Origin of the sequence: Cohnella thermotolerans DSM 17683 (assembly GCF_000429825.1) — a bacterium.
Classification (GTDB): domain Bacteria; phylum Bacillota; class Bacilli; order Paenibacillales; family Paenibacillaceae; genus Cohnella; species Cohnella thermotolerans.
Genome location: NZ_AUCP01000062.1, coordinates 1 through 21,993 on the forward strand (window position 1 = coordinate 1; position 21,993 = coordinate 21,993).

The 21,993-nt window shown below is 58.5% G+C and carries 17 protein-coding genes, 5 tRNA genes and 2 rRNA genes; 20 read left to right on the top strand and 4 right to left on the bottom strand.

Annotated features, from left to right (window positions below; all coding sequences use genetic code 11):
- The 7 genes from G485_RS0113110 to G485_RS0113140 form a co-directional block, all read left to right on the top strand.
- Nucleotides 1-97, top strand: a 23S ribosomal RNA gene (locus tag G485_RS0113110); the annotation flags it as partial.
- 124 nt (nt 98-221) lie between these two features.
- A 5S ribosomal RNA gene (rrf, locus tag G485_RS0113115) occupies nt 222-338 on the top strand.
- Between the two features lie 14 nt (nt 339-352).
- Nucleotides 353-428 (top strand) — tRNA-Thr (locus G485_RS0113120).
- 14 nt (nt 429-442) lie between these two features.
- Nucleotides 443-517: transfer RNA gene (locus tag G485_RS0113125), tRNA-Glu, on the top strand.
- A 4-nt stretch (nt 518-521) separates the two neighbouring features.
- Nucleotides 522-597 (top strand) — tRNA-Val (locus G485_RS0113130).
- 16 nt (nt 598-613) lie between these two features.
- A tRNA-Gln gene (locus tag G485_RS0113135) sits at nt 614-688 on the top strand.
- Between the two features lie 244 nt (nt 689-932).
- A tRNA-Leu gene (locus tag G485_RS0113140) sits at nt 933-1,015 on the top strand.
- Nucleotides 1,016-1,203: 188 nt separating this feature from the next.
- On the opposite strand, the gene G485_RS0113145 is transcribed toward G485_RS0113140, so the two are convergent.
- From G485_RS0113145 to G485_RS31505, 4 genes are read right to left on the bottom strand one after another with little or no spacing between them, the layout of a single operon-like run.
- Nucleotides 1,204-2,034 carry a carbohydrate ABC transporter permease gene (locus G485_RS0113145; protein WP_027092939.1) on the bottom strand — a complete coding sequence of 277 codons (831 nt, stop codon included), beginning with the start codon at nt 2,032-2,034 and terminating at the stop codon, nt 1,204-1,206.
- A complete protein-coding gene (locus G485_RS0113150) occupies nt 2,009-2,977 on the bottom strand; it encodes a carbohydrate ABC transporter permease (RefSeq protein ID WP_027092940.1) in 969 nt (322 codons plus the stop codon). Before G485_RS0113150 ends, G485_RS0113145 begins: the two co-directional genes overlap by 26 nt.
- 24 nt (nt 2,978-3,001) lie before the next feature.
- Nucleotides 3,002-4,354, bottom strand: a complete 1,353-nt coding sequence (locus G485_RS0113155; protein WP_027092941.1) for an ABC transporter substrate-binding protein — start codon at nt 4,352-4,354, stop codon at nt 3,002-3,004.
- A 6-nt stretch (nt 4,355-4,360) separates the two neighbouring features.
- Nucleotides 4,361-5,524, bottom strand: coding sequence for a hypothetical protein (locus tag G485_RS31505; protein WP_420805774.1), 1,164 nt, complete (start codon nt 5,522-5,524; stop codon nt 4,361-4,363).
- Between the two features lie 429 nt (nt 5,525-5,953).
- Here G485_RS31505 and G485_RS31510 point away from each other — a divergent pair, with 429 nt between their 5' ends.
- From G485_RS31510 to G485_RS0113220, 13 genes are all read left to right on the top strand, one after another.
- Nucleotides 5,954-6,295: a hypothetical protein gene (locus tag G485_RS31510; RefSeq protein ID WP_420805775.1), complete on the top strand. Its 342-nt coding sequence runs from the start codon at nt 5,954-5,956 to the stop codon at nt 6,293-6,295.
- 266 nt (nt 6,296-6,561) lie between these two features.
- Nucleotides 6,562-7,860, top strand: a complete 1,299-nt coding sequence (locus G485_RS0113165) for an AGE family epimerase/isomerase (RefSeq protein ID WP_027092943.1) — start codon at nt 6,562-6,564, stop codon at nt 7,858-7,860.
- Between the two features lie 182 nt (nt 7,861-8,042).
- Nucleotides 8,043-9,569 (top strand): glycoside hydrolase family 3 protein, encoded by a 1,527-nt coding sequence (locus tag G485_RS26370; protein WP_051318250.1) that lies wholly within the window; start codon nt 8,043-8,045, stop codon nt 9,567-9,569.
- 9 nt (nt 9,570-9,578) lie between these two features.
- Complete coding sequence (locus G485_RS0113175; RefSeq protein WP_240489145.1) at nt 9,579-10,481, top strand: ABC transporter permease; 903 nt, start codon at nt 9,579-9,581, stop codon at nt 10,479-10,481.
- Nucleotides 10,481-11,353, top strand: coding sequence for a carbohydrate ABC transporter permease (locus tag G485_RS0113180; protein ID WP_027092945.1), 873 nt, complete (start codon nt 10,481-10,483; stop codon nt 11,351-11,353). The genes G485_RS0113175 and G485_RS0113180 overlap by 1 nt, the downstream gene beginning before the upstream one ends.
- Before the next feature lie 61 nt (nt 11,354-11,414).
- A complete protein-coding gene (locus tag G485_RS0113185; protein ID WP_027092946.1) occupies nt 11,415-12,941 on the top strand; it encodes an extracellular solute-binding protein in 1,527 nt (508 codons plus the stop codon).
- Nucleotides 12,942-12,981: 40 nt separating this feature from the next.
- Nucleotides 12,982-14,802 carry a cache domain-containing sensor histidine kinase gene (locus G485_RS0113190; protein ID WP_156922327.1) on the top strand — a complete coding sequence of 607 codons (1,821 nt, stop codon included), beginning with the start codon at nt 12,982-12,984 and terminating at the stop codon, nt 14,800-14,802.
- On the top strand, nt 14,771-16,366 hold the full coding sequence (locus G485_RS0113195) for a response regulator (RefSeq protein WP_156922329.1): 1,596 nt from the start codon (nt 14,771-14,773) through the stop codon (nt 16,364-16,366). The genes G485_RS0113190 and G485_RS0113195 overlap by 32 nt, the downstream gene beginning before the upstream one ends.
- Nucleotides 16,367-16,381: 15 nt before the next feature.
- Nucleotides 16,382-17,944, top strand: a complete 1,563-nt coding sequence (locus tag G485_RS0113200) for an FAD-dependent oxidoreductase (protein WP_027092949.1) — start codon at nt 16,382-16,384, stop codon at nt 17,942-17,944.
- Between the two features lie 67 nt (nt 17,945-18,011).
- Complete coding sequence (locus G485_RS0113205) at nt 18,012-19,013, top strand: Gfo/Idh/MocA family protein (RefSeq protein ID WP_027092950.1); 1,002 nt, start codon at nt 18,012-18,014, stop codon at nt 19,011-19,013.
- Nucleotides 19,010-20,020, top strand: coding sequence for a Gfo/Idh/MocA family protein (locus G485_RS0113210; protein WP_027092951.1), 1,011 nt, complete (start codon nt 19,010-19,012; stop codon nt 20,018-20,020). The genes G485_RS0113205 and G485_RS0113210 overlap by 4 nt, the downstream gene beginning before the upstream one ends.
- A 16-nt stretch (nt 20,021-20,036) precedes the next feature.
- A complete protein-coding gene (locus tag G485_RS0113215; RefSeq protein WP_027092952.1) occupies nt 20,037-20,816 on the top strand; it encodes a glucosamine-6-phosphate deaminase in 780 nt (259 codons plus the stop codon).
- Nucleotides 20,813-21,985, top strand: coding sequence for an N-acetylglucosamine-6-phosphate deacetylase (locus G485_RS0113220; RefSeq protein ID WP_027092953.1), 1,173 nt, complete (start codon nt 20,813-20,815; stop codon nt 21,983-21,985). Before G485_RS0113215 ends, G485_RS0113220 begins: the two co-directional genes overlap by 4 nt.
- Nucleotides 21,986-21,993 lie beyond the last annotated feature (8 nt).

Genomic DNA, 21,993 nt, shown 5'->3' on the forward strand with positions numbered 1-21,993 from the left:
GTAAGACCCCTGGAAGAACACCAGGTAGATAGGCTCGGGGTGGAAGCGCGGCAACGCGTGGAGCTGACGAGTACTAATCGGTCGAGGGCTTATCCTAAGACACGTAAGGGCGCATTCGTTTCGTATCCGGTTATCAAGGCGCAAGGCCTTGAGCGGTAAAATTTACCGCTTTACAAAAAGGCGAATACGTGATATTATGCTATTCGCTGCTGTGATTTCGGTCCGGTGGTGATGGCGGAGGGGTTCCACGCGTACCCATCCCGAACACGACCGTTAAGCCCTCCAGCGCCGATGGTACTTGGACCGCAGGGTCCTGGGAGAGTAGGACGCTGCCGGGCCGGATCCCTTACATGCTCTCATAGCTCAGTTGGTAGAGTGCATCCATGGTAAGGATGAGGTCACCGGTTCGATCCCGGTTGAGAGCTCCAGTTACCCTTTCTAAGGCCCGTTGGTCAAGGGGTTAAGACACCTCCCTTTCACGGAGGTAACAGGGGTTCGAATCCCCTACGGGTCACCAATTCGGAGGCTTAGCTCAGCTGGGAGAGCATCTGCCTTACAAGCAGAGGGTCGGGGGTTCGATCCCCTCAGCCTCCACCATAAGTGAGCTTATCGCTGGGGATTAGCCAAGCGGTAAGGCAACGGACTTTGACTCCGTCATTCCTAGGTTCGAATCCTAGATCCCCAGCCAATTATTAGAGCCATTCGCCATTGATTGATCACCATTATCTGCGTGTGGGGCAGAATTGGCAGACGCGTCGGATTAGGATTTAGCGCGCTTCGCCTTTTCCGAGTTGAGAGGCGATAAACGCTTGATCCGTTTCATTTTCCCCGCAGCAGACCGCGCTGAACTTTTCCCGACATGAACTCGCATTTCTCGGACAATCGAGAAAGACCGGTTCTTCTTTCGAAAAGGAATCTTTATATCCTATTGAGCGCGTATGGCGGAATTGGCAGACGCACCAGACTTAGGATCTGGCGAGAAATCGTGGGGGTTCAAGTCCCTCTACGCGCACCAATCATAAAATTAACCTGCCCTCGAGATCAAAGATCTCGAGGGCATTTTAGTTTTTGTCTCAATGAAGGCCGCCTGCAAAGCGACGTATGCGCCCTGCAGATTAGGGATGCGCCGCCTTGCGCCTTCTCAGGCCGGGTTGCCGCATCCCTTTATCCGGACCGGGCATGCATGTTCATGCATTTCGGTTATCATCCTTTTATTCCGGTAACGGTGGTTCCCTCGATAAAATAACGCTGGAAAAAGAAGAAAACGAGCAAGCAGGGAAGCATGAGCAGAATGGAAGCCGCCATGAGATAATGCCACTGGCTTACGTATTCGCCTTGAAAGGAGTAAAGGCCAAGAGACAAGGTTCGCATATTGTCGGATTGCAAATAGATGAGCGGACCGAGAAAGTCATTCCACGTATGCATAAAGGTGAATATCGTTACCGTAGCGAGCGCAGGCCGTATTAACGGAAGCATGATCTTGAGCAGGAGGCGCATCGGCCCGCAACCGTCGATGATGGCGGCTTCGTCAAGCTCCCGCGGAACGGTCATGAAAAATTGCCGAAGCAGAAAGATGTAAAACGCCGTACCGAAAAACGCCGGCACCGTAAGCGGTTTGATCGTATCGATCCAGCCGAGCCACTTCATCAAAATATAAAGTGGAATCATCGTGATCTGGCCGGGAATGAGCATCGTGGAGATGAGAACGAGAAACCAGAAGCTCCGTCCCTTGAAGTCGAAGCGGGCGAAGCCGAAGGCGACCAGGGTGCAGGACAGTAAGGTGCCGACAATGGTGAGCCCTGTAATCGTCACCGTATTGCCCAGAAGTCTCCAGAACCGCATCATGCGCATGGCGTCTCCGAAATTCTCCCAATGATACACGGAAGGGAAAATTTGCGGCGGTATCGTCAGAACGGCGGCCGAACTTTTGAGCGCCGTCGTCAGCATAAAGAGGAACGGAAGCATGAAGACGGCGGAACAGGCGAGCAGCAATAAATAGGTCAATGTCTTACCGAGTATGCGAGTGCGGCGCACGCCCCGCACCTCCTTCCGAGCGCGGACGCCGCGTTCGGCGCTTCGAGCGGCTGGTCGCCGGACCTTCGCCTTCGTAGTACACCCAGCGGTTGGATGTTTGGAACAAGACGAGAATCAGAACCAGAATAATGACGAACAGCAGCCAGCCGAGCGCGGATGCATAGCCCATTTTAAAAAATTGAAAGGCGTTCTGATACAGATACAAAACATAAAACAAAGTGGCGTTGCCCGGACCTCCTCCGGTCATGACAAGCGCCTGGGTGAACACCTGAAACGAACCGATCAGTCCCATGATCAAATTAAAAAATACGGTCGGAGACAGCATCGGCACCGTAACGCTCCAGAAACGGCGTACCCGGCTCGCGCCGTCCAATTCTGCGGCTTCATGCAGCGAGCGCGGCACGCTCTGAAGGCCGGCGAGGTAGATGACCATGCTGCCGCCTACTCCCCATAAGCTCATGATGATGATTGACAGCAGGGCGGTGCTCGAATCTGTCAGCCAATGCGGCCCTTTCACGCCGAACCAGGAAAGCACCGTATTTAAAAGTCCGTAGTTGCTTTCGAAAATCCAAATCCACAGCATGGACACCGCCACGCCGGACACGACGGAGGGAAGATAGAAGAGGGTGCGGAAAATCCGCATCCCCTTCACGTTTTGATTCAACAGCACGGCGAGAAGAATGCTCAGCACCGTCCCCAGCGGCACGCTGCACACGACGTAGATCGCCGTCACCTTGAGCGAATCGCGGACATTCGGGTCATGCGCGAGCTTGTCGAAGTTATCGAGTCCGACGAATTTCGCAGGTTCGAGAATATTCCAGTCGGTAAAGGATAGTCCGAACGAATAAAGGAGCGGGAACAAGGTGAAGCAAGCCAATCCGATCAACCAAGGCGAGATAAACAGGTAACCGGTTAGGCTTCGTTTTCTGTAAAAGGCGCTCATGGAGCCCCCCCCTTTCACTTCTTCTCACTTGCCGGAGAGAATCTCGTTGATTTTCTTATCGACGCTTTCCAGCGTGGGCCCGATTTCCTGCTCTCCGTTCCAGTACAGTTGAAGCAGTTTGGTCATTTCGGCATTGATCTGCGTCCAGTTGGCCGAGCTCGGAGCGACACGGGCATACTGGGTGGAGTCGACGATTTCTTGGAGATGAATGTTCTTATAAGTCGGATGTTCGAAGCCTTTGGTGGCAAGCGGGGTATTGATGAGCGATTTCAGTGTCGGCAGCCCGGCGAAGCCGCCCTCGAATTTACGCTTCTGCCCTTCTTCGCCAGCCAGCCAAGAAAGAAATTTCACGGCTTCTTCCGGATGCTTGGTCGTTTTGGAAACGGCGAAGCCTCCGAGCGCCATGGCGGTAGCCTTCGTTTTGCCCGCCGGCGGAGCGACGACATCCCATTCGAAATTCGTATCGCGCAGGATGGTCGAAGCCACCCAGGCGCCGCCGAAATACATCGCCGCTTTGCCTTGCTGGAACAGCTGATAGCTTGGCGTCGTTTGCATCGAGCTGGCCGTGGGAGCCACCTTATGCTCGTTCATCAGGCTGCGGATAAAGGTAAAAGCCTCGGACGATTCGGGCGAGTTGATGGCCGACTTCGTGCCGTCGCTGCTGAGGATGTCGCCGTTGTTCTGCCATACGAACGGCGCCCAGAAGTTCCAGGTGACGTCCTGAGCGTAACCGTACTGCTCGATTTGATCCCCTTTCTTGACGGTGAGCGCTTGGGCCTTCTGCAGCAGATCGTCCCACGACATCCCCGCTTTCGGATAGTCGACTTTGGCTTGATCGAACAGCTCTTTGTTGTAGAAAAGCACGATCGGAGCCGCATCGCCGGGAAGGCCGTAAATGTTGCCCTTCCATTTGTACCCGGCCATGATGTTGTCCAGGAAATCGCCGCTTTGGAAGTCCTTGCCGTCATACGGCGTCAAATCGAGCAGGGCGTTGCGATCCGCGAACGAAGGCATATCCTGGTTGCTCATCCAGAAAACATCCGGCGCGTTGCCGCCGGCAATCCGTGTCATGATGGTCGAGGTGAAATCTTTGGCAATCGCCTGAGGCGTAATTTTGACGTTCGGATGCGCGCTTTCGTATTCCTTAAAAATGGATTTGTACAAATCATAGGTAGGACCGTCGCCTCCGTTAAAGCCGAACGTCAATTCGACGGTTCCCCCGGAAGCTTCTTGCGTAGAAGCTTCTTGCGTATTGGCGTTCGATGCGTTCCCCGTATCGGAAGTCGCGGCGTCGTTCGCCGTACCGCCGGATCCGCAGGCGTTCGTCGTCAAGACCAGTAAAGCGGCGGTCGTTAGCGTAAGTCCGAATTTTTTCAAGCGGATTCATCCTTTCGTTTGGTGGTGGCCGACTGCGGCATGCAGCGGCAGCAGTTCGTCTTCGAGCAATCCCATTAGCATTCCGGCGGCAATCTCGGCAACCGTCCAGCCGGATTCGATCGCCCACGGACCCCAGCCGGAATCGGCCGGAGAACCGAACACTTCCATTCGTTCGACATCGAGTGCCCGGGCCCAAGCGCCGTCGATCTGCGAATCCGGGCTGACAATTTGCGCACCGAGGAAGAAGCGGACGGTCTCCAGCCATTTTTGCCTGAACCACCGGTCTCCCGTCACGAAGTAAGCTTGAATCCAAGCCAGCGGCAGCCAGTTGTTCGAATAGAGCAGATCCGCGACAGGGTCCCCGTTGCGGGCCAACAGCGAGCTCTCGCCTTCGCCCGCTCTGTGGCGCATCGCGGCCAGGTAGCCTTCATCCCACTCCACATAGGCGCCGCTATCGTGCGCGAATGCCTGCAGATCGCCGGCTACCCGGTAGAGCCACTCGCGGTGTTCCTCCGAGCCTGTGACGGCGTACAGCCAAGAGAGGGGGAGAATGAGCCGGCAAAGCTCCTGGGTTTGGCTCTGCTCCCGCCTTGTCGCGGGATAGACGGCCATGATCGACGAGAGGCCCTTGATTGCCGTCTCCCGGAACTGTTCCCGTCCCGTCAAACGGTACGCCACACTAAGAGCGGCGTAATAATAGGCGTTGTAATGGGCGCTGGGCAAGTTGCCGGGGGTCGTTCGCAGCCGCTCTAACGCTTCTTCCGTCAGCAGATGGTTGTCGGTGCGGGAGGGGCGAGTTCCGTCCGTTCCGGTCGTGCGAATCAGGAAGAGGAGAACGTCCTCGCATTCCTTCAGCCGTTCCGTCGTTCCCTCATACAGACAGCGGAACAGATGGGGGAGCAGCGCGCGGGCGGCATCGTCCTGATAGCAGACGCCCCATGCTTCGTCCGTCCAGCGCATCATGCCGAACAACGGTCCCGGCTCCCGGCACACGAAATGATCCAGGACATATCCGGCCAGGCGTCCGGATATGCGATCGCTTCGGGAATCCCCGCTTACCCGGGAATGAAGCCAGTAAGCAAGCGCAAGCTCGCCGATGCAGTCGGCGCGCCGGATTCGGCTCACTCTCTGGCGGCCCGAATAGTCGATCTCCGTCCCTAATCCCTCCAAAGCTCCGTCCTTGCCTTCGTTTTGAAGAATGCCGGCCCGCTCTGCCCACCCTAGCGCGCGTTCGGCGCCCGTCCGGATCTCGCCCGCAGCAGGTTCCGGGCCGCTTAGGCGCTGTCCGCCGCTTGGGGGCGCAATGGCGGCGGCCAAACGATAGTGGCGGGGAAATTCGAAATCCGGGATTTCCTGTCCGTACAGCCAGCCAAGAATGTAACGAACGAGTTTGCGAACGCGATCGTGCGGGGCATGGCGCGCGCGGGAGAACATAGCCAGCCGGAACGCGCATACGAGAAGACAGTCATTCTGTTCAAACCACAGGGCGCGTTCCCGGTCCGCAGCTTCGGCGTTCCATTCTTCATTCGGCGGCGTCCGGTCATGGGCTTGTACGTTGACATACGACAGGAGCGGCGCTTTTTTGGAGCAGGTAAAAGCATGCGGGCGCAATCGTTCGCCGCACTGGTCGTCGATGAGTCCGCCCCGCGGCTCGCCGTCCAGCCATCCCTCGGAGGCGACGGCCAGCCGGACATAACGCGTCGAGGAAGGCGCTTCAAAGTACACGTTGCCGATGCTTCCCGCAAATTCCGCAAACACGCGTTTGCCGGCCGCGATCTCGCGCTCGATGAACGTTCGGACCGGCGGGGGGAGAAGGAGCGGATACGGCTCGGTTCCTCCCAGGATGGCGTATGCGTCTGCCGGGTGATCCGCCAGCGCAAGCGCATCTTTCGGGTGAACGATCGTCAGCCTGGGATCGAGCATTTTCATACAGGACAATAAATCGCTGTCTGCCGAAGCAATTGCGGCCAATCGCCGTTTGGTAGACGGCAAGTCGATACCCCCTTTATCTGCAGAGCTATCCCCAAGCTACCACCACCGAAAAATCCGGAGTAGATGAAAATTGTAAAAAAATCAGGACGATTGTGACCGTTGCTTGAATTGGTCACGATCGTCCGCATTTGCGGCACCGGATTCGCCTATCCGGTGCGGAGTTCGCTTCTTATAATGATTCCGTCGGATAAAAAAAGCGAAAGGCGGAGAACGAATTGATACGGGAAGCATGGGAACGGGAGAAGCTGCTGATCTTTTACCGCTCGGTCCTGCGGCAGGATCTGCTCCCCTTCTGGGAGCGGGCCGTCGATCCGGTCCGCGGAGGCGTCTATACTTGCTTCGACAACCGCGGGGAACGCCGACTCAGTTCGGACAAATATACGTGGTCGCAAGGACGATTTCTGTGGATATGGTCGCGGCTCGCCGACTTGTGCGCGCGGAAGCTGGCGGACGGCGATCCGAACCTCTATATGGAGCAGGCCGAGCGGACGTATCGATTTTTGCACCGGCACGCCCTTCTTCCGAACGGCAACTGCGCGTTTCTGCTAACGGAGGACGGGGAACCGAAAGAGCCGATCCCGGGTTATGGGTACGACACGAGTTTTTACGCGGACTGCTTCGTGATTCTAGGGTACACCGAGTATGGCCGGGTTGCCGGCGATCGGGAGGCGCTTCGGCAGGCGGCGCTGCTTTACGAGTCGGTGGAAAGGCGTCTGCGCGCCAAGAAGGTGCGGAGCGAGCCGTATCCCGTACCGGATAACCTGGCGTCGCACGGCTATTCGATGATTATGCTCAATGCCGCTCAGGAGCTGGCGGATGCGTGGCGGTCCGCGGACGGGGGACAAGCCGAGCGGTTCCGGCACAGGAGCGCCGCCTACATGGACGACATTATGATGCGCTTCCGCGATTCGCAGGGGCGCATCCGCGAGGTGCTGGCTGCCGATGAGGCAGCGGAGCGGGATGAGAACGAACGTCTGCTTCTGCGGCATCTCAATCCCGGACATTCCCTCGAAAGCATGTGGTTCGTGATGCGGGAAGCGGCCGAGACGGGAAACGGCGAATCTATCCGGAAGGCAATCGTCTCGGTGAAGCGGGCGCTTGCGCTCGGTTGGGACGACGAATACGGCGGTTTGCTCCGTTATGTAGACAAGGAAGGGGGGCCTCCTTCGGGACGGCGAACGATGGGGGACAACGGAGCGGAACGGTTTGAAGCGCTGATCGAAACGACGTGGAGCATGAAATTGTGGTGGCCGCATTCGGAATCGCTGTATGCGGCGCTGCTCGGTTACCGGTTGTCCGGCGACGACGAACTCGCGGACTGGTACGAACGCTTGCACCGTTATACGTTCGCCGTATTTCCGAACGACGACAAATCCGTAGGCGAGTGGATTCAAATCCGCACGCGCGAAGGCGAGCCGTCCGAACAAGTGGTCGCGCTTCCCGTCAAAGACCCGTATCACATCTTGCGAAACGTCATGCTGATCATCGAGCTGTTAAGCGATTGGGGACGCTGAAGTCAGAGATGCCCGCGTACGGTCCAAGCGCAATCAGGTCACAAGAGTACCGGAACACGGCACGGATTTGCCTTACCTTCGCTACGGGCGGCGTCTTACAATAAACGGGAGCCGGCCCGGCTAGACGAGCGAACGATCTTCGTCTTCGCCGGACGGCAGGAGAAGAAGCGAGGGAGGACATCTTGCGGCTATCGGATCTGAGCTTGGAGGAAAAGGTCGGACAAATGTTTGCCGTCAATCACCTTGGCACCGGGATGACGGCGATTTCGAGAACATTGATTGAGGACCGCTGCGTCGGTGGCATCTTTCTCGGCACCGATTGTCTGGAGGAGCCGCAGCAGGTACACCGCTTGACGACGGAGCTGCAGCGGGCGGCGCTTGGCACGCGGCTTGGCATCCCGCTGTTCATCTCCGCCGACTTCATCGCCGGAGCCGGCTGCAAGCTGCGTCGGGGGGCCGTTCATTTTCCGAAAAATAGGGCCTTGGCCGTGTCCGAAGATGAAGCGCTTGCCTACGAGTCGGGGCGCATCACGGCGGCGGAATCGTTGGCAATGGGGGTTAATTTCAACTACAGCCCCGTCGTGGATATTAATAACAATCCGGACAATCCGGTGATCGGTACGCATTCGTTCGGGGAGGACAAGGAGATGGTCTCCCGTCTCGGCTCGGCCGTCATCCGCGGTTACCAGGAGCACGGGCTGATCGCGACGGCCAAGCATTTCCCCGGCCACGGCGATACGCACGTGGATTCCCACGAAGATTTGCCGGTGCTTCCGTTCGGCAGGCAGCGGCTGGAATCGTTCGAATTCGTGCCGTTCCGCCGGGCCGTCGAGACCGGCGTCGAGGCCGTCATGGTCGGGCATATCGCGGCGCCGGCGTTGGACCCGAGCGGCTTGCCGGCTTCCTTGTCGCATGCGATCACGACGGGAATCTTGCGCGAAACGCTCGGTTTTAACGGTCTTGTCGTCACGGACGGACTGTCGATGAGAGGGGTGACGAAGCGCTTCTCCATGGAGGAGGCTTGCATCCGGGCGGTTGCTGCAGGCGCCGACATTCTTCTCGCGACGGTGCCGAGCGGCGAACTGGCGCTGTCTTTGATCGATGCGGTCCTGAACGCGGTTCGGGACGGCCGCCTCGAGGAGCGGCGGATCGACGAGTCTGTGGAACGCATTCTGGCGGTGAAGCGGAAGTACGGTCTCCTGCCGGAAGCGTTCGAGCTGCGCCCGTTCGATCCGGCGGCGACGGACCGAGAGTCCGACCGGGCGGTGAGCCTCGCGGCGGCCCGAAAGGCCGTCACGCCGATTCACGGGATGAGGCCGCTGGCGAAGGACGGGCGTCTGCCCGAAGCCGTTACGCTCATTCGCGACGCTCAAGCTGCGCGCTTCGCGGATCTCTTGCGGAGCGCAGGCGCCTTGGCCGACGAGATCGTTGTCGACGACGAGTCCCGGCTGCCCGGCGCCATCGCCGGGACCAATGGTTCCGGTACGGTGCTCGTAGCCGCCGGCTATCCGAAGCCGATGCGCAAGGAAGTGCTGGAAGCATGCCGCGAGAGCCTGATGCGGAGACCGAAATCGGTCTGGATCCATTTCGGCTCGCCTTACGATGCGGATTTCTTGCGGGGAGTGCCGATGCTGCTTCTATACGACTCTACGGCTGATTTACAGCAAGCGGCGGCGGAATACGTTCTGGGCCGCCGGAGAACGGAGTGATGGGTGCTTGTGAAGGGCCTTGAAAAATCGTTTCGAGCCGATTGGATGCTCTATTTGTTCCTTCTGCCCGGCGTTGCCTATTTCATTATCTTTAAATATTTGCCGATGTACGGCATTATCATCGCTTTTCAGGATTACAGCCCGTTTCTCGGCATTGCCGGAAGCGAATTCGTCGGCTTGAAGCACTTTGTCCGTTTTTTTACGGACGACGAATTTGTGAGAGTGTTTCGCAATACGATTCTGATCAGCTTGTACAAGCTCGTATTCGGCTTTCCGGTTCCGATTCTGCTCGCGCTCATGCTGAACGAAGTGCGCATCCGATGGTTCAAGAAGACGATGCAGACGCTGGTCTATATCCCCCACTTTTTCTCTTGGGTCATCTTTGGAGGCATCGTCATCCAGGCGCTGTCGCCGACCGGCATCGTGAATGCGATTCTGCATCTCTTCGGGATGGATCCCGTGCTGTTCCTCGGGCATAAGGAATATTTCCGCAGCATTGTCGTGATCAGCGATATCCTCAAAGAATCCGGCTGGGCGTCGATCGTTTATTTGGCGGCGATTGCGGGCGTCGATCCCACGCTGTACGAAGCCGCCCGCATGGACGGGGCCAAGAAATGGCGCGAAATATGGCATATCACGCTCCCGGGCATTCGCAACACCATTATCATCTTGCTGATTCTGCGCCTCGGCTCCGTTCTGGAGCTCGGCGTCCAGCAAGTATTCATGCTCTATAATCCGCTCGTGTACGACGTCGGCGATATTATCGACACTTACGTCTACCGCGTCGGATTGACCGAGCAGAAATACAGCTTCGCTACCGCGGTCGGTTTGTTCCAATCCGTCGTCGGCCTCATCCTGATTTATATTTCGAACGGGCTGTCGAAGCGGTTCGGCGGAGGAGGGCTTTGGTAATGCGTTATTTGACGCTGTCCGAGAAGATCGGCCATGCCGCGAATCTCGCGCTGCTCTTCCTGATGGGTCTGGCCGCGCTGTTTCCGTTCTTACACGTCCTTGCGCAGTCGCTCAGCAGCCATACGGCCATCGTGTCCGACCGCGTATCGGTTTACCCTGTCGGATGGCAACTGGAAGCTTACAAGCAACTGCTGCAGGACGGCGCGTTCTATCGGTCGTTCGGCGTCGCGATCATCCGCACCGCGCTCGGCACGGCCATCAACATGACGCTGACCTGCCTGATGGCTTATTCCCTGTCGCGCAAGCATTTGAAAGGGCGGGGACTGGTCATGAATATGGTCATCTTCACCATGATCTTCAACGGCGGCATGATTCCGACCTTTCTGCTGCTCAAGCAGTTGCATCTGCTCGATACGATCTGGTCGTTGCTCCTGCCTTCCGCAGTCAGCGCCTTCAACTTGATTTTGCTTAAAAATTTTTTCCAGACGATTCCCGAAAGCCTGGTGGAGTCGGCCCGAATCGACGGCGCGGGCCACGGCGTCATTTTGCGGCGTCTGTTCGTCCCGCTGTCCCTTCCGGCCATGGCAACGCTTACGCTTTTTTACGCGGTGATGCATTGGAATTCTTACTTCGATGCGGTAATGTATATCAACAATTCAAATCTGCTGCCGCTGCAAGTGTATCTGCGGAATGTGATCGTCCTTGACGATTCCAACATGAACTTGATCGATTATTCGGGCGCGACGCTGATCTCCCCGGAAAGCTTGAAGGCGGCGACGATTATCGCCAGCGTTGTCCCGATGATTGCGATTTATCCGTTCGTGCAACATTATTTCGCCAAAGGGGTGATGCTGGGAGCCGTCAAGGAGTAAGGCTCGCCGCCGATAGGCTATGAAGGTGCAAGCGTCAAAAAAACAGAGGAGGGTTCGCGGCATGAGAGCAAAGTTTATCTCGATCCTGCTGCTGGCGTCATTGGCCGGATCTGCGCTGACCGGATGCGCTTCGGACAAAGGCAAGGAGGTAACGGGGAAAAATGCGGCGCCTGCGGCCGGTCAGCCGGTCGTGAAGGCGTTCATCATGGGAGGAGCGAAGTTCCCCGACGGGGAGGACATCAACAACAATCCGTGGATGACGATGCTCCGCAAAGAAACGGGGGTCGATCTGCAGATCCAGTACGGACCGGCGGCGGCCGACGAGTATATGAACAAGCTGAATCTGATGCTGGCGTCAGGCGACATTCCCGACCTGTTCGTCATTCCCAGCGCCAATCAAAGCTGGCTGATGGACAATGCCAAGCTCGGCGCCATCATGAAGCTTGACGGCAAGCTGGATGCTTACTCGAACTTGAAGAATGCGGTTTATCCCGAAACGTGGGATGCGGTTACCTACGATGGCGGCATATACGGCATCCCCGTGTTGGCCGACGGCAATTCGGCGACGGACAACGTTTATATCCGCAAAGATTGGCTGGATAAGCTGAAGCTGGACGTGCCGAAGACGCTGGACGATTATATCAAGGTAGCCAAAGCTTTCAAAGATCAGGATCCGGACGGCAACGGAAAAGCCGATACGCTAGGCCTTATCGCTTACGACAACATGCTGGCGTGGTCGAACCTGTTCGGCGCTTTCGGGGTCATTCCGGGCTATTGGATGGAGAAGAACGGCACCCTTGTGCCGGCGGACATCCAACCCGAAATGAAGGACGCTCTCGCCTATATTCATCAGCTGTTTGCCGACAAAGTGCTGGATAACGAGTGGCCGATTACGAAGAAGGCCGCTTACGAGGAGAAAGTGGCCAACGGGAAGGCCGGCTTGTACGAGAGCAGCTGGGCAGCCGCCCGCAGCGAGATCCAAACGAGCAAGCAGAACGATCCGAACGCCGATTGGATAGCGATCGCTCCGCCGGTCGGACCCGGCGGCAAGCAGGGCGTCTTCGGAGGCGCCAGATACAAATCGATCGCCGTCATCTCCAGCAAGGCGCAGAACGTCGACGCGATTCTGAAGCTGCTCGATTGGCAGGCTGTGCCGGAGAACCGCGACAAATTCGTCTTCGGGTTCGATCAATACGGCGAAAATTTCATGTATACGAAGAAGGACGGCGCCATTGAGCTGAATTTCGACAACCATAACAAGTACGGCTACCGCCAGCAGCTCATGTTGATGCAGCCCAAAGAACTGAACGAGCAGAAGATGGAAGCGCTCGGTCCTCAGTTCAAATTGAACGACATGATCAAGCTGTCGAATCAGTACGGCATTCCGAACGCCTTCACCGGCGCGCCGACCCCGGCCATGGTGGAAAACCAGAGCGCTCTGGACAAATTGCGCCAGGAGACGTTCACCAAGATCATTATCGGCGATCTGCCCGTCAGCGCGTTCGACGGTTTCGTTGCGAGCTACAAGGCCAAAGGCGGAGACACCATTATGAAAGAGGTGGCGGACTGGTATACTAACAAGAAATAATAGAGTAGGAACGAAATGACGGAGCGAAGCGGTGATCGGCATGAAGAATGGAGCATCCTGGCTTAAAACAACCACGATCAAGGGACGGTTTGTCCGCATCGTCATCGGCAATTTGATGCTGTTTGCCGTTGTGACCTTCTCGCTGATGAGCTGGTTTCAGCACGTCCTGGAGCGAAAAATCGGAGATTCGGCGCAGCAATCGGTTCAGACGGTGGCGGGCAATATCGACGTCTACCTGAAGAACGTGATCCGTCTCTCCGATTCGATCGTGGCCGACTCGGAGCTGCAGAACTTGCTGAAGGTGAACCCTAGCTTTGACGCGGCCGGATCGGTAGGGTCGATGATCGAGGCTTTGAAGCAGCTTAAAGGGTTCTCCGTGGCCAACGAGTTTATTTATTCGATCGGCATTTACAGCCCGGACTCCGGAAAGATGCTGACTACCGCTGACGGTATCTATACGCTGCCGGAAGGCAGGCAACCCGATTGGCTCGATACGGTGCTCAAATACCGAGATTCGCCCTATATCGGCAACGGTCTGATCGATGCGGTTCCTTCATTTACACTGGACGGCGGGGCGTCGACCTTCAGTGTCGCCAGAAGAATGCGGACCGGGAACGGAGCCGAGCATGTGCTGTTATTGAACAGCGACAAAAGCGTGCTGGGCAAATTGATCGGCGAGGTGAACGGCATTGAAGGCACCGGCATCGTCGTCGCCGACGAACGCGGCGGCACGGTGTATGCGGCAGGCAACCCCGACATCCGGACAGCCGACCTGTCCGGCATCCCTTTAAAGGAAGAAGCGGATACAGGCCTGCTGCGGGGAGTCGAGCTAAACGGCAAAACCTTCTTCGTCATTCGCAAGCGGTCGGACGTATCGGGGTGGACGGTGTCCCTCGTCATGCCGGAATCGGCCGTCTTCAGCGATGTCACGGTCATGAGGCAAATCGTCCTGGCGTTGCTTGCTCTGTTGTCGGTCTTTTCTCTGCTGTTGTTCGCCTTGCTGTACATGCAGCTGTCGCAGCCGATCAAGCGGCTGATGACCGGAATGATGCGGGTGGAGAAAGGGCTTCCCTTCGTTCCGATCCCGATCCGCCGGATGGACGAACTCGGTTATTTGCAGCAAAAGTTTAATCAAATGGTCGCGAACGAGCAGCAGATGCGCAAGCAGATTTATTCGGAACAGCTTCACAAGAAGGAAATCGAGCTGAAATTTTTGCAGTCGCAGGTCAATCCGCATTTCCTCTACAACACGCTCGACTCCATCTATTGGGTGGCGCTGGAGAGCGGAGTGAAGGAGATCGGTTCGTTGGTTCTGGATTTGTCGCGGTTTTTCCGAATCAGCTTAAGCAGGGGGAAAGATTTCATTCCCCTGTCGGAAACGATTGAGCATCTGCGCTGCTATCTTCGCATTCAGCAGTTCCGTCATATGGAGAAATTCGAAGTCGTCTGGGATGTCGATCCTTCCTTGCTGGATGTCAAAGTCATGAAGCTGATGCTCCAGCCTGTCGTCGAGAATGCGATTGTGCACGGTCTGGAAGCGGTGGCCGGTACTTGCCTGCTGCAAATCGGCATCAAGCGGTCGGGCGAGTACCTGCAATGTTCCGTCTCCGATACGGGAGTCGGCATCGAGGCGGACAAACTGCGCGAGCTGTGGGCGGAAATTCACGAGGAAGGGGGAAGCGGCAACAAAACCTACGGGCTGAAGAACTTGTACCAGCGCCTGTATATCCTGTATGGGGACGACATGCGTTTCGCGATCGACAGCGATGCCGGCATAGGAACCAAAGTGACGATCATGATCCACTTGAACCGATTGGAGAGATCGACGGATGCTTATGAAAGCCATCATCGTAGAGGATGAACCGAGAGTGCGCAAAGGACTTTCTGAGATGGTCGATTGGGAGGGCATCGGATTCGAACTGGCAGGGACGGCGGCCAACGGCAAGGAAGGGCTGGAGCTGTTCGATCGCACAAGCCCCGATCTGGTGATTTGCGACATCCGCATGCCCGTCATGGACGGTCTGGCCATGGCCGAGGCGGTGCTGGAGCGGAGGCCGGACGTGCGAATCGTGATCTTAAGCGGATACGACGAGTTCGAATATGCGCAGCGCTGCCTGTACCTCGGAGTCAAATCGTTCTTGCTCAAGCCGGTCGGGAAGGAGCAGTTGGAGGAGGAGCTGCTCAAGCTGCGCGCGAAGTGGCTGAAGGAGCGGGAAGAGCACTACGTCGCGGCCGCCTTCATGGATAAGTTCAGAACGCAATTGCCCCTTCTCCGTGCGGCGTTTCTCGAAGATTGGCTGAACGGTCCGGATCGGACGGATCGGGGATTGCTGCAGGAAAATATCGAATTCCTGGATATCCCCTTCCATTTGGACGGGAGAACGTCGGTGGCGGTGTTCGAGCTGGATGCGGAAGAGGGCAAGTACTCCCCCAATGACATTCGCCTGCTGCAGTTCGGCATGCACAATATCGCCGAGGAGCTTCTTGAAGGCAGAGGAATCGTCTATGCGAGAGGGAACGGTCAGACCGTAGCGCTTTATCAGACGGAGCGGCACGAGGGTGCGGAGCCGTTTATGACATGGGTCGAGCGGGCGAAGCATGAAATCGCCCGCTATTTGAAGGCGACGGTCACCGTCGGGATCGGAGCCGCGGACGCGGAAGCGGTGGAAGCGCCTCGGCAGTTCAAAGCCGCCCTGCATGCGCTGCGGTTGAAGTGGACGGTCGGTCCGGGCGTCATTCTGCACGAAGGATTGGTGCTGCCGCGCTCGGACCGGGGAATCTACTTGAACGAGACGGATCGCGAGCTCGTGGTTCATTGCGTGGAGACGGGAGACCGGAAGCAGCTCGAGGAGCTGCTGCTGCGTTACTTTAATTCGGCCCCGGCCTCCGGGCTGCCGAGAGGAAACCTGCGGGAGATCGCCTTCCAGTTTGCCGGGCTGTACGCCGCTCTGGTGCAGCGCTTGGGCAAGAGGCTGGATGAAACGCTGTCGGACGAAGAGATGATGCGTTTTCGCGAGCCCGAACGCTTTCGCGGCGCGGAAGACATGCGGATTTGGTGGACCGCCCGGTTCGAAGCGCTTTGCTCCGATTTTGAAGGCTTCCGCACCGATCAGAAGGCGAAGCTGGTGCGAAGCATCGAAGCGTTCGTGGAGGAACGCATCATGGATAATATCAGCCGCGAAGAAGCGGCTCGTCACGTGCACATCAACGTATCGTATTTGAGCCGCATTTTTAAAGAGGCGACGGGAGAATCGTTCTCCGAATACGTGCTGCGCAAAAAAATCGAGAAGGCCATTCACCTGCTGAAGGATGACGACGCGATGGTTTATGAAGTGGCCGATCGGCTCGGTTATCACGACCCCAGCTATTTTGCAAGAATATTCAAGAAATACACCGGGAAAACCCCTTCGGATTTCCAGAAGTAGGGAGGAGCGCGGAGCGTGAGAGAGACCGAAGCGAAAGCCGACGTGATAATTATCGGCGCAAGCACGGGGGGATGCGCCGCAGCGCTGGCCGCGGCGGAAGCCGGAAAAACCGTGATCTTGACCGAGGAGAGCGATTGGATCGGCGGCCAATTGACGAGCCAAGCCGTGCCGCCGGATGAGCATCCGTGGATCGAGCAGTACGGCTGCACGCTTGCCTACCGCCAATTCCGGGAAGGCGTCCGCTCTTACTATAAACGGAATTTCCCGTTGAAGGCGTCCGCCGCCTTCCAGCCGCTGTTCAACCCCGGCAACGCCATGGTGAGCCGCATCAGCCACGAGCCCCGGGCCGCGCTGGCCGTACTGGAGGCGATGCTTGCCCCTTACGTGCATAGCGGAGCCGTCACCGTCGTCAAGGGAGTCAGGCCCGTGGCCGCCGAAACGGACGGCGACCGGGTGCGGGGCGTCACCTTGGAGCATGAGGACGACGGAACGAGACTTACCGTGACGGGCGCCTATTTTCTGGATGCGACGGATTGCGGCGACCTGCTTCCGCTGGTCGGCGCGGAATATGTCACCGGCGCCGAATCCGCCGCGGAGACGGGAGAGCCCCATGCGGTCGGCGGACCCGCCATGCCGCAGGATATGCAGGCTTTCACCTATTGCTTTGCCATGGATTATTTAGAAGGCGAAGATCATACGATCGAACGTCCGAAGCAGTACGATTTCTGGCGCGCCTGGCGGGCCGATTTTTGGCCGGCGCCTCAGCTTAGCTGGCAATCGCCCAGCCCTCGTACGCATGAGCCCGTGGAATATGCCTTGTTTCCGCAAGGAGACAAATTTTCGCTGTGGCGGTATCGGCGTATTCTCGACCGGTCGCAGTTCCGGCCCGGCTTATTCGCAAGCGACATCACGGCGGTCAACTGGCCGCAGAACGATTATTGGCTGGGACCGATCATCGACGTGACGCCCGAGGAACGGCGCTCTCATTTGGAGGCCGCGAAGCAGCTCAGCTTGTCGCTGCTCTATTGGATGCAGACGGAGGCTCCGCGGCCCGACGGCAAGCTGGGTTATCCGGGACTGCGGCTGAGGCGGGATGTCGTGGGCACCCGGGACGGCCTTGCGAAGATGCCTTACATCCGCGAATCCCGGCGAATCCGCGCCGAATTTACGGTGCTTGAGCAGCATGTCAGCCCCGAGATCCGGGGGGAATCCGGAGCGCAAACGTTCGACGACAGCGTCGGGATCGGCTTCTATCATATCGATCTGCATCCGAGCTCGGGGGGACGGAACTACATCGATATTCCGTCGCTCCCGTTTCAAATTCCGCTGGGCTCGCTCCTTCCGGTCCGGCTAATCAATTTGCTGCCGGCCTGCAAAAATATCGGCACGACGCATATCACCAACGGCTGTTACCGGCTCCATCCCGTAGAGTGGAACATCGGGGAAGCTGCGGGGGCGCTGGCGGCGTTCTGCCTGGATGAAGGCGTCATTCCGAAGGAGGTGCGTCTAAAAAAAGAGCGGCTGGAAGCGTTCCAGCGCCGGCTAGTAAAGCGAGGCGTCGAGCTGTCGTGGCCATAAGACCGCAAACGGCGTTTCGCCGCCTGACAGACGGATAAGATCGGATGATCGCGAGGAGGAAATCGTTTTGAAGGTATCCATTATCGGGTGCGGAACTATGGGAATCACCTATGCGAAGAACTTGGCCTCGATGGAGGAGGCCGATCTCGCGGGCGTATGCGACGTCGACGCGGCGAGGGCGGAAGAGGCGGCGGCCGCGGGCGGAACGAACGCTTACTCGGATTACAAGGCTATGCTGGAGGCCGAAAATCCGGATGTCGTGTGCGTCTGCTTGCCTACGTATTTGCATAAGCGGATCGTGATCGAGCTGGCACGGCTCGGCAAACACATCATTTGCGAGAAACCGATCGGCATGACGCTGGAGGATGCGGACGCGATGATCGAGGCTTGCCGGCAATACGGCGTGCGGCTGTTCGTCGGGCATGTCGTTCGCTTTTTCCCGAATTATGCGGATGCGGCCGGTCAAGTCGCCCGCGGCGAGACCGGCGGTCCGGGCGTGGCGCATTTCAAAAGGTACGGCAGCTATCCGAGAGGCAACGGGCTGTGGTATCACGACCGCAGCAAAAGCGGCGGCGTCATTCTGGATTTGATGATTCACGACATCGATTTCGTGCGTTCCGTATACGGGGAAGCGGACACCGTCTATGCCGCCAAGGCGCAATCCGGCGGCGAGGATCCGTTCGAATACGCTTTGGTCACCATCCGTTTCCGCAACGGGGCGATCGGCCATCTGGCCGCGTATTGGGGGTATCCGGGACCGTTTACGACGGCGGCCGAAATCGCAGGAAGCCAAGGGGTGCTTCGCCTCGACAGCGCAACGTCCCGTTCCCTGGTCGTGACGAGCAGGGACGAGGGGCGGGAAGGGAAGGCGGCGGTGCAGGTGCCGCAAAGCCCGATGAGGCACGATCCTTATTATCGAGAGCTGAAGCACTTCCTGGAATGCGTCCGCGACGGCTCCGAACCGGTCGTTACCGCGGAAGACGCCAGAGCCGCGCTGGAAATCGCCCTTGCCGCGGAACGGTCGTGTCAAACCGGCCAACCCGTTGCCATAGGAGGAAATAGGCCATGAAGGACAAGTTGAAAGTCGGAATGATCAGCTTCGCGCATATGCATGCGGCTTCCTATCTGCAAGCGCTGCTTGCGCGCAAGGACGTGGACCTCGTCGGCATTGCGGACGAGAACCGGGAGCGCGTTCGGCCTTTCACGGAGCGTTACGGTCTGGCCTACTACGAAGATGCGGGCAAGCTGCTCGCTGCGGACGTCGATGCGGTCGTCATCTGCTCGGAGAACGTTCGCCACGCGCCGCTTACGGTGCAGGCGGCTCGGGCCGGCAAGCATGTGTTGTGCGAGAAGCCGCTCGGCATTACCGAAGCGCAGATGCAAGAGATGATCGAAGCCTGCCGCGCGAACGGCGTTCAACTGATGACCGCTTTTCCATGCCGTTATCTCGCCTCCGTCATCGAAGCCAAGGCAGCTGTGGATCGCGGCGACATCGGGCGGATCGTCGCCATCAAAGGCACGAACCGGGGGACGATGCCCGGAGGCTGGTTTGTCGACCGCAGCTTGTCGGGGGGAGGGGCGGTGCTCGATCATACGGTTCATGTGATGGATCTCATGAACTGGTTCCTGAACAGCGAAGCGGAAGAAGTCTTTGCGTTCGCCGCTACATTGTTTCACAGCGTGCCGATAGACGATGCCGGCATCGTTCACGTCAAGTTCCGCAACGGGGTGATCGCGTCGCTCGACCCGAGCTGGTCCCGGCCTGCGGCGTTCCCGACCTGGGGCGATGTCACGATGGAACTGATCGGTACGAAGGGCTCCTTGTTCGTCGACGCGTTCGCCCAGAAGAACGAAATTTACAACAACGAGCGGATGAAGCCTAGCTGGAGCTATTGGGGCGATTCGATGGACGACCGTTTGATCGACGCGTTCGTCATGGCGCTGCGGGAAGGCCGGGACGTTCCGGTCACCGGGGAGGACGGTTTCCGCTCCGCCCGGGTGGCGCTCGCCGCTTATGCGTCGGCGGAGCTGGGCAAGCCGGTCAGGCTTGCCGACGTGGAAGCCGATAGACGATGAGAAATGAGGCGACGACATGGAACTTGAACCGATTCTAAAGCGGCGCCAAGACCGTCTGAATGTTGAAGTTTACGGCAACCGCCGGGCAATGGGGGAGGCGGCGGCCAAGCGGATCGCCGCCTCGATGCGGAAGCTGTTGGCCGAGCAGGACAACGTGCGCATGGTGTTCGCAGCCGCGCCGTCCCAGAATGAGATGCTGGAAGCTTTGGTGTCAGAGCCGGATTTGGACTGGCGTCGGGTAACCGGCTTTCATATGGATGAATATATCGGCCTGGACGAACACGCTCCCGAGCGTTTCTCCGCCTTTTTGTCGAACAAGTTGTTCTCGCGGGTGCCGTTCCGGGAAGTTCATCTCCTTCGCAGCAACGCTGCCGACGAAGCGGAGGAAGCGGCCCGCTACGCCGGGCTGCTGAGGCAAGAACCGATCGATATCGTCTGTCTCGGCGTCGGCGAGAACGGCCACATCGCTTTTAACGACCCTCCCGTTGCCGATTTTCAAGATCCGCTGCTGGTCAAGAAGGTGGAGCTGGATCGCGATTGCCGGCAGCAGCAAGTCAACGACGGCTGTTTCCCGGACTTGGCTTCGGTGCCGACACACGCCCTTACGTTAACGGTGCCGGCTCTGACAAGCGGCAAGCATCTGTTCTGCATCGTTCCCGGCGAGCGGAAGCGGGAGGCCGTCCGCCGCATGCTGTCCGGAACCGTGACAACGGAATGTCCCGCCTCCATCTTGACGGTTCATCCGTCCTGCACGCTCTTCACCGATCTGGACGCTTACGGAGGGGGGGTGAGATGAGCGCGGTGGAAGGCCGCAATCTTCTGACGGGCGAGGCGGTTCGCTTGCGCTTCTCGAACGGCCTCATCTCGGAGGTTGAGCCGCTTCCGGAGGGAGAAGCCGAACGTTTGCCTATCCTCGCCCCCGGCCTTGTCGATTTGCAAATCAACGGCGCCGCGGGAGTGGATTTCAACCGTCCGCCGGTTGTGGCGGAAGGATTCCGGCATGCCGTGGCGGCGCTTTGGGCGCATGGCGTGACCTCGTTCTGTCCTACGGTCATTACGAACGGAGCGGAGCAAATGGCCGAGTTGCTGGAACAGATCCGGCAGGCTTGCTCCGCCGATCCGGCGATCCGCAGCACGGTTGCCGGGTTCCATCTGGAAGGGCCGTTCCTCTCGCCGGAAGACGGGCCGCGGGGGGCGCATCCGAGAGAGCATATCCGGCGGCCGGATATCCGTCTGCTGGACCGGTGGCAGGAGGCCGCGGGCGGCCTGATCCGCATCGTGACGCTGGCGCCGGAATGGGAGGAAGCTCCCGCCTTTATCCGTCATTGCGTCAAGCGGGGGATGATCGCTTCGATCGGCCATACCGCCGCCCATTCGGCTCAAATACGGGAAGCCGTGCGCGCGGGCGCCAGCTTGTCGACGCATCTGGGCAACGGGGCCCATCCGGTGCTGCCCCGCCATCCCAACTACATTTGGGACCAGCTCGCCGCAGACGAGCTGTGGACGGCGATGATTGCCGACGGATTCCATCTGCCCGCCTCGCTGCTCAAAGTGTTCTGCAAGGTCAAAGCCGGGAAATCCGTCCTCGTCAGCGACGCGGTGTCTCTGGCCGGAATGCCACCGGGCAGGTACGAGGCGCATATCGGCGGCGACGTCGTCCTGACGGAGGAAGGGAGGCTGCATTTGGCGGAAGCTCCCGAACTGCTCGCCGGTTCGGCGAAGCTGCTGCTGCACGGCGTCGAACATCTGGCGCGGCTGGGCATCGCTACGCTCGCGGAAGCGTGGCGCATGGCTTCGACGGTTCCGGCGTCGCTGCTGAAGCTTCCGGCCGCATCCGGATTATCGGCGGGATCGCCCGCCGACATCGCAGTGCTGCGCCTTGACGGCGACCGGCTTCAAGTTTGCCGGACGTATAAGGCCGGGCGCTTGGTTTACGAACAGAACGGACCGGATATATCCCATTAGCCAAGGAG